The sequence below is a fragment of the Gammaproteobacteria bacterium genome (assembly GCA_022340215.1).
Classification (GTDB): domain Bacteria; phylum Pseudomonadota; class Gammaproteobacteria; order JAJDOJ01; family JAJDOJ01; genus JAJDOJ01.
Window position 1 is genome coordinate 1 of the sequence record JAJDOJ010000050.1, and the last position, 8,385, is coordinate 8,385.

At 61.6% G+C, this 8,385-nt stretch carries 4 protein-coding genes; 1 reads left to right on the forward strand and 3 read right to left on the reverse strand.

Annotation, left to right across the window (positions count from 1 at the left end; all coding sequences use genetic code 11):
• Positions 1-59: 59 nt before the first annotated feature.
• Entirely contained in the window at positions 60-3,515 is a 3,456-nt protein-coding gene (locus LJE91_03695) for an acyl-[ACP]--phospholipid O-acyltransferase (protein ID MCG6867844.1), read from the reverse strand.
• Between the two features lie 512 nt (positions 3,516-4,027).
• Between LJE91_03695 and LJE91_03700 the strand changes: the two genes are divergently transcribed.
• Positions 4,028-4,639, forward strand: a complete 612-nt coding sequence (locus tag LJE91_03700) for a TlpA family protein disulfide reductase (protein ID MCG6867845.1) — start codon at positions 4,028-4,030, stop codon at positions 4,637-4,639.
• Between the two features lie 12 nt (positions 4,640-4,651).
• On the opposite strand, the gene LJE91_03705 is transcribed toward LJE91_03700, so the two are convergent.
• Positions 4,652-5,911 (reverse strand): peptidylprolyl isomerase, encoded by a 1,260-nt coding sequence (locus tag LJE91_03705; protein MCG6867846.1) that lies wholly within the window; start codon positions 5,909-5,911, stop codon positions 4,652-4,654.
• Positions 5,912-6,126: 215 nt separating this feature from the next.
• A complete protein-coding gene (locus LJE91_03710; GenBank protein MCG6867847.1) occupies positions 6,127-7,866 on the reverse strand; it encodes a cytochrome c3 family protein in 1,740 nt (579 codons plus the stop codon).
• Positions 7,867-8,385: the final 519 nt, after the last annotated feature.

Consider the following 8,385-nt stretch of genomic DNA (forward strand, 5'->3'; position numbering starts at 1 on the left):
CCAGCGCCATCGAGGTGCGTTCGATGTAGCGTGTGGTTGGCCGCTTTGCGGTGTGACGGTCAGGAGGATTCGAGACCCTCGGCAGCGCCTTTGGCGGCAGCGAAATCCGTCTTGCCCGACCCGAGTTTCGGTATGGACTCCACGCCATGGATCCCGGCCGGTATCATCAGGGGATTGCAGCCGCCGGCGATCAACCGTTCCCTGACCTCGCCGGGGACTGTGTTCCCCGTCACCATCAACACGACCTTCTCGCCCTTCCTGCCGTCCGGCAGATTGACCGCCACAAGGTCTTCGCCCTCCAGCCCAGCCAGGCGCCGGACCTGCTCCTCCACTGCCCCCAGGCTGATCATCTCGCCGCCGATCTTCGCGAAACGCGAGTATCGGTCGACAATGGTGAGAAATCCGTCAGCATCCACATGACCCTTGTCGCCGGTCTTGTACCAGGTGACGCCATCGAGTTCGACCAGCGCCTCGGCAGTCCGCACTTCGTCGGCGAGGTAGCCTTTCATCACCTGAGGGCCCCCGATGAGGATCATGCCGTCCGATTCCGCCGGCAGCTCGTCCAGCGTCTCCGGATCGACGATCCGGAAGCTGCTGCCGGGAAGCGGCAGGCCCACCGTACCCTGCTTCGCGCCGTGCTGGACCTGCATGTGGGTCCGATCGAGCCGGTCCGGGATGTTGACACTCGCCACCGGCGCGGTCTCGGTCGCACCGTACCCCTCGAGGACTGGCTTGCTGAACCTGAGCGAGAAGGCCTCGCGCACGTCCGGGCTCAGCCGCTCCGCCCCGGCGACCACGACCCGAAGTGTGCCGAACATCGCGGGTTGTACCCGTCGGTTCCTGGTGTACAGACGCAGGAAGGTCGAGGTGCCGCAAAGGATCGTGGCCTTGTTGCGCGCGACCGCCTTCGCCACGCCGACCGCGTCGGTCGGGTCCGGGTGACACACGACCGGCAGTCCCTCGATCAGCGGCATGAAGCTGGTCACGGTCATGCCGAAGGCGTGGAACATCGGCAGGATCCCCATGACGACATCGTCGTCCCGGGTGTCGAGGACCGCACTGACCTGTGCGATGTTGGACATGATGTTCCGGTGGCTGAGCATAACGCCCTTCGGCGCACCCTCGCTGCCGCTGGAGAACAGGATGGCGGCGGTACTCTCCACGGACGCCCGCTGCGCAAACAGCATCTGAAGGAGGCGGACGGGAAGCGCTATGACCAGAAGATAGAGGAGGAGCTTGGAGGTTCCGGAAATCTCCTCCCGGAGGTCCTCGAGGTGATAGATCCTCGCGCTACCCAGTGCCTTTCCCGGGTCCAGTCCCCTACTCCCGAGTTTGGACAGGAACCGTTTCGAGGTGTAGACGCTGGCGATGCCGGCGCGATCGATAGCCGAGCGCAATGCGGATGCGTCGGCGGTATAGTTGAGATTGACCACCGTTCCGCCCCGGAGCAGGACCGCCATGTTGGTGATGATGCCCGCAGCGCTGCTCGGCAGCAGCAGGCCGATGTTGTGTTCCGGGCTGCGGCGCCCGATCAGCCGTGAGAAGGCGATGGCGGCGGTCAGTGCCTTGCGGTTCGACAGGGTCTCGCCGCCGCTGTCCACGATGCCTGCGTCGCGACCCTGCCGCTTTGCCGTCCGGATCCAGGCCCGAGGAAGGCTGTCGAGGTGACGCGAAAATTCACCCCAGGCATCGATGGACAGGTCGAAGACGCGCTGCTTGACCGACTCGGCCGTACTGTCGAGCGGCATCGGTAAACCGAAGGTCACGATCACGTCGCGCTTGATTCCCCTGCCCGTGTTGCGTTGCAGGCGCTCGCCGGATCGCGAGAACCGGCTGCCCCAGAGACCCTGTAGATAGAAAGGCAGGATAACGCCCTTGGCTCCATCGACCGCCTTCTCGAAGCCGCGTTGAAAGGTCCCGAGCTGACCGTTGCGACTGATCGAGCCTTCGGGGAACAGGCAGACGACCTCGCCGTTGCACAGCAGGGCGTTGATGGTCCTCAGGGCCTCCCGGCTTCTTCCGCCGGAGATAGGCACGACACCGAAGAAGTCCATGAACCACTTCAGGTACCAGCGTGCGTAGATCTCCCGGTGCATGACGAACCGCACGGGTCGCGGTGAGGCGATCTGCACCATCGCCCAGTCCAGCCAGCTGATGTGATTACCGAGCATCAGCACCGCGCCCTGCTGGGGCAAGTGATCGAAGCCCAGCACCCGGACGCGGTAGCGCCCCCGCACCAGTGTCGCCAGTACGAACCGGACCAGCGACTGGGGAAGCTGATGGATGGTGTAAATAGCTCCGGCCAGCGCAACGATGGTCAGAACGTGAAACAGGCCGACGCTGTCGAGCCCCCAGGCGCTGAACGCAACCGTGAGGCCGAGGAACGACAGCATCACGACGTTCTGTACCCAGTTGTTCCCGGCCAGCACCGTCGCGCGTTCGGCGTTGCGGGCGTGAAACTGGATCAGGGCGTTGAGTGGAACGATGAACAGGCCGCCGGCGACCCCTAGGGTCAGGAAGACCCCCGACAGCGCGGTCGTATCTTCCAGATGCGGCATGAGAAGCAGGGAGGCGACGATGCCGATGGCGCCGAGCGGGATCAGTCCGGTCTCGATGTAGTTCCGGGACACCCTGCCGGCGATCGTCGAGCCGATCACGATCCCTACCCCCGCGCAGGCCAGCAGGCCCTGAACGACGACCGTATTGGTTTCGGCCAGGGTCTCTTTTGCGAATGCCGGGAACGACGCCAGCACGACCTGCGCGATGGCCCAGAAGACCGACAGGCCGACGATGGAGAGCCAGATGACCCGGTTCGAGGTGATGGCCCTTAGGTTGTTGGCCAGGTAACGTCCGGTGATATAGTGTGAGAAAGCGAAACGGCGACCGGTATCCGCGGCCTCGCGATGCTGTAGGCGATAGGCGAAATAGACCTCGGTCAGCGAACTCGCGACCAGTACCCACCCGATCGGTGCGATCACGCGTAACAGCTCGGCTTCGCCTGCGATCGACACGCCGGTCAGGCGCCGCTCGAACAGGACGGAATAGAAGAAAACACCCGAGAGTATGGCTACGGTTGTCGTTGCCTGTACGAGCGCGTTTGCCGCCGCCAGCTGGTCCTGACCGGCCAGCTCCTTGATATATCCATACTTCGCCGGGGAATAGATTGCGCTCTGGATCGCGAGCAGAAAGGTCATGGCGAAGGCGGCGTGGAACCATCCGAGGTAGTAACAGATCGTGATCGCCAGGGTGACACCAAGCGCTGCCCAGGCGCTGGCCCGCATCACGCTGGGTTTGGCGAATCGGTCCGAAAGGAAGCCCGCGGGGCTGAACAGCAATATGAACGGAAGCAGGATCAGTCCGTTGACGATCGCGGTAAGGACGATCTGCGTCTGCCCCTCGTAGACCTTGAAGACGGTGTTCTGGATGACGATCTTGTGGCCGAGATCGACGAAGGCGTTGAGAAATATCACCGCCATGTAGGGAACGATGCCAGTGAGTCTGAAGAGTCCGGTCATATTCATATTCAATGGGGTCAGACTCGATTGATCCGCTTTCTGCCCCATCGATCGTGCCATTGATTCTTTTGGGGCCGGTGGCGTAGGCGCAGATGTGCTTCGAGTTATACTCGGGCCTTCATTTACGGAATTGGGGGACCCTTGATTGCCAATGCCGAATGTCACTATTGACTGAATCAGTTTAGGCGATTGCCGGAAAACGACAGACCCGATCGCGCGGGATTTACGTTCACCATCAAGGCGCGACAACAGGGGCATAGTCGAACTATTTCACTGCTGTCGCAACACAGGGGACCGATGAAAAGTCAAGCAAAGTGGCATGTCATTGGACAGAACTCGCGTTAAAACCGGCCGGTTCGGTATCCGGCAGACATGATCTTCCGAACTGCGGGATGTCACGGACAATCGCCTGCAGGGCTGCGGTGGAATGCCCGCTTTGAACGCTTGCCACCCGAAATTGGGCGTCGCCTGCGGGATTGAGCGCAATGTTTCACGACAAAAGGATCGGGAACATGTTGGATTCTGAAAGAAAACCGGTTTCGCGATGGATCTATGCGGGCTGCGGCACGCTACTAGTCTGCAGTGTGTTCTCGGTAGGGGTGCGAACTGCCCTGGCTTACCCGGTGGCCTTGGCCGAACCGGAAGGTTTTCATGAAGTCAGTGGCATTGACAACGCCTGGGAACTAGCCCCCCTGGTGCTTGAAGACCTGCAGGGAGTCGAGCGCAATCTCTACGACTGGCACGGCAGTGTCATCGTACTGAACTTTTGGGCCAGCTGGTGCACGCCCTGCCAGATCGAGATCCCCGAGTTGGTGAAGTACCAATCGCGCTACGGAAACCATGGCTTGCAGATCGTTAGCGTCGGGATGGACGAGCCCCGCAAACTGTCCAACGTCGCGCGTACCCTCGGAATCAACTATCCGGTCCTGGTCGCAGACCCCAAACTAGACGGCGTGATCATGCGTGAGTGGGGCAACCGGAAGGGCGTACTCCCGTTTTCGGTGGTGATCGATCGCGACGGCCACCTTGTGTTCATGCGTGAGGGGATGTTCGATTCGGAGGCGTTCGAGGTCTGGGTGCGACCGTTGCTGGACAGGGCGCCGGTAAACCTGGAGTCTGTCTGAAGGGCGGTCGCACTACTCTTCGGCGTGGTCCGCCATGGTCCACTCGACCGGGTGGCGGGTCATCAGTTCCGCCATGTACGGGGTCATGTTTTCCTGAAGCACGGCGCGGCGGACCTGGTCCTCGATGGCAGAGAACTGCAGGGTCTTGCCCGGCTTGCGTGTGACGATCATGACCAGGTGAAACCCTTTCGGCGTTTCGATCACTTCGCTGACCTCGCCGTCGGCGAGCGTCTGCAGCGCGGCCTCGATCTGCGGCATCCCCGAGCCTGCCTTTAGCCAACCCATGTCGCCGAGGTGTTCTTTGCCGTAAGGGTCGATGGTGTATTCGCCTGCCAGAACGAACAGGCTCTCGCCGTTCTGGATGCGTTTGCGCAGGGCTTCGGCCTGTTTCCTCGTCGACACCACGATCTGCCCGGTCTGGCGTAGCTCGGGGATGTATCCGATATCCGGATGGCGCTGAAAATAGTCCCTCAGGGTCTCCCGGTTGGGTATCCACTCCTGTTCCTTGCGCTTGAGCAGGAGCTGTGCGAGCAGGGAACGGCGGTATTCGAGTACCTGTGCATCAACGTCAATCCCCTCATCGAGTGCCGCCCTCGCCATGAGGAGTACCTCGGTCAGCTGTTGCAGGTACTCGGTCCGCTCCTCCGGGGTACCACCGGCCGGCAAGTCGGAGTTGACGATCTCGATCCCGTCGCCCGAAACCAGGACTGCCTCGGGTGGTTGGCCCCCTGGGAGCCATTCTGTATCTTCGACCACCTCGAATTTGCGCCGCAGTTCATCTAGACGCCGGCGCTTGAGTGCATCGTAGTGCCCGGCAACGTAACTCGCCCGAGCGGCGGAGAGCGCGTCGGGATTCTCCTTCAGGGACTCCCGCAACTTCCGCTCCTGATCCTGCGGCATCCTGATGGTGTCGCGCATGGCGTACTGATAGCGTTGATACAGCAGGCCGGTCCTGAAGTTGGACATTTCACGGAGAAAATCGGGACTCTTGTCCAGCCCCTGTTGCAGGGCCTCCTGGTAAAGAATCTCGGAATTCACCAGTCTGACCAGCATGTCACCCCGCAGCGCAGCCTGGTCGTCCACATCCATGGTGGCGAACTGCGTAGCGAAGGGGGCGCTCGCCATGGCGGACTCCAGCTGGTCGCTGGTGATCCGCTCGTCTCCCACGATGGCGAGGACCTGCGAGGTGGAGCCGGATGCGGCGTTACCGAGGGCAGTGACGAGCAGCAGAAGGGGTAATAACACGTACAGTACGGCGGGTGCTAACTTCATGTCGAGTCAATCCAGTATGGTCGAGAATTTTCCGGGGGCGGGGGGTGTACTGCTTCGCGCCCGAAATGCGGGATGCCGGGCGTGGTCTTCGTCGTGCCGAGCCTGTTCACCGTTTCGGTGGTCCGTGAGAACCCGGGCGGGACAAACCGCCCGAGGACCTAAGAACCGGAGGGACATGCGCCCCCCGGTTTCGACTGCTCAGGCTTTCGTGCCGGCTAGTTCGACGCAGGCGGTATCTTGCCTCCGAGGTCCGGGGCACTGGCGTGCATCCAGGACACCGCGGCATCGTAGTCGCCACCAATCGCTTCGCCTTCCCAGGTCATCTCGGTCCCGATGAGGGGAACGCCGTTGTCGTTTGTTTCATGGCACGAGGCACACTTCAGCGGACCATGGCTCCCGTCGGGATTGTACTGCGGTGCCTGCCGGTAGGTCGTCATGTCGATGTCGGGCGTCACGGGATAGAGCCCGTGGATCGACTGGTGGCAGGCCTGGCAGGCGAGACCGGCATGGCCCTTGGAGTAACGCATCAGGCTGTACTTGCCGGGTTGGTTGATGGGAAACGCCACGCCGCCCTGACCTTCGACATATGGCGCTGCATGGCAATCCGCGCAGTGTGGGGCGCCGGCTGACAGCCAGTAGTCGCGGCCGTTGGTTGCGGCACTGTAAGGTACGGCCGCCGCACCGGTGGCGCCCTTGGGCAACTTGAGTGACTTCGGGTCCACCGACGGGTTGGCCGATAGCGGCACCACGTTGATGTCGCCGTCCTCGTCCTTGCTAACCATCGGACCGTCGCCCTTCATTGCGATCACGGCGATGTCGGGGACCAGCCTGTCCTCGGACCAGGTCTTCAGGATGCCGGATTTCCCGACGGTGTCCTGTCCCTTGGAATTCAGGACAACCTTCGGGTCCAGGTACATGGTTTCGAGCTCCACGCGGCTGACGCCGATTTCCGCGGCGATATCGTCCAGGGACTTGTTACGCAGGGTCTCGCCCTCCTGCTTGAAGGCCTGGGTAATGTTGTCCCGCTGATACAGTTCGCGCGACAACTGGTTGTGGCAGTTCGTGCACCATAATCCCTTGCCATTCTCCCCGTTGCCGATCTTCGAGACATTCACCTGCAGCCACTGACCCACCTCGTTCAGGTGCTCGGGCGTGTCCACGTCCCTGTCTTTGCCAGGATTGGAGTGTACGTCGCGCCCGGCGAAGCAGCCACCCTTGGTGTCCCGGTTGTCGGAAGAGGCATAGTGGTTCTTGCCAGCGGCGGTGATGGGGTACCCGTCCATCGAACCGTTCTGTCGATGGGAGGGATGACAGCCGGCGCAGGCCCCCGTGCGGCCCTTCGAGTCGGGCAGTGGACGATTGACCTGGTGGGCGTGATGCAGTGCCTGGGACAGCGCTGGCAGGGGTGGCGCGCCGGCGACGGGCTCGCCGGTCAGGGCCTCGACGTAGCTCTTGGACTGAAGCACCGCGATGACGTTATCGGCGTGGCACTGCTGGCAGAGTACCGGATCCCGTCCGAGACGGTTGGATTTGGCACGACTGTTCGGGTCGTACTTCGCCATGAAGCTTGTGCCGTGCTTGGCATCATGAATTTGCAGGATCGACACCGACGTTGCCTTCAGGTCAGACATGTAGTCACTGGCGCCGAGTCCGTCCCAGAACGCCTTTTCCTGCTTGTACAGCGTGTACTTGTCGCCGTTGGCGTTGGCGTTGGAGTGGCAGTTCGCGCAGTTCGGCACGTCTATGGGGTTGGTTCCCACGAATTTGACCGGATTGCCGGAGTGGCTGTCGATGACGGGTTCCCCGTTATCGGCATCCACCAGGCCGACCCAGGCCTCCTGGTAGGGCTGTATGTCGGTCTCCACCAGCTGCAGCGTATTCTTACGCATGACCTTGTCGTTGAAGGGGGTCAGCGGCAGGCCCAGCGCGTCCCAGATGCCGGGGTTGGTCAGCACGATGGGCACATTGTCCAGTACCGGGGACTTGGTGAAGACGATCGTGCCGACATCGCCGGTGTAGTGCAGGTGACCGCCCTTCAGCGGGCTGGGGACCGCGGCGCCGGCAGGACCATTGTCCTGGGGAATCGGGATTTCGATGCCGACGCGCTTCTTATCGCTGTCCTTGCTGCCCTTCTTCGGGATCGTTCCCTTGAGGTCCTTGTAGACGTAGAGGTGCGTGAAGTAGGCGTTCGCTACATTCTCGTTCTTCTCGTACTTGCCGTCTTATCCGCCCCGCTGCCGGTCGTGGTGGTGTCTGAACTCTCTTTTGTGGTACTGCACGCGGAAAGTGCGAACAGGACAACGGGTAGCACCATCATCAGTCTGATGTTCATGCTAAGGCGATTTCTGTCAAATGACATACCATCCTGCTTGTCTTTTCGTCCGTCCTCTGTGTTGCGACAACAGTGACATAGTTAGACTATGCGCCTGATGTCGCGCCTTGATGACGAACGAAAATCCGGCGCAATCTGGTAT

What these genes read in the sequence shown, in the direction of transcription:
- LJE91_03700 (MCG6867845.1), top strand. Translation starts at nt 4,028, where the DNA reads ATGTTGGATTCTGAAAGAAAACCGGTTTCGCGATGGATCTATGCGGGC.
- LJE91_03705 (MCG6867846.1), bottom strand. Translation starts at nt 5,911, where the DNA reads ATGAAGTTAGCACCCGCCGTACTGTACGTGTTATTACCCCTTCTGCTG.
- LJE91_03695 (MCG6867844.1), bottom strand. Translation starts at nt 3,515, where the DNA reads ATGACCGGACTCTTCAGACTCACTGGCATCGTTCCCTACATGGCGGTG.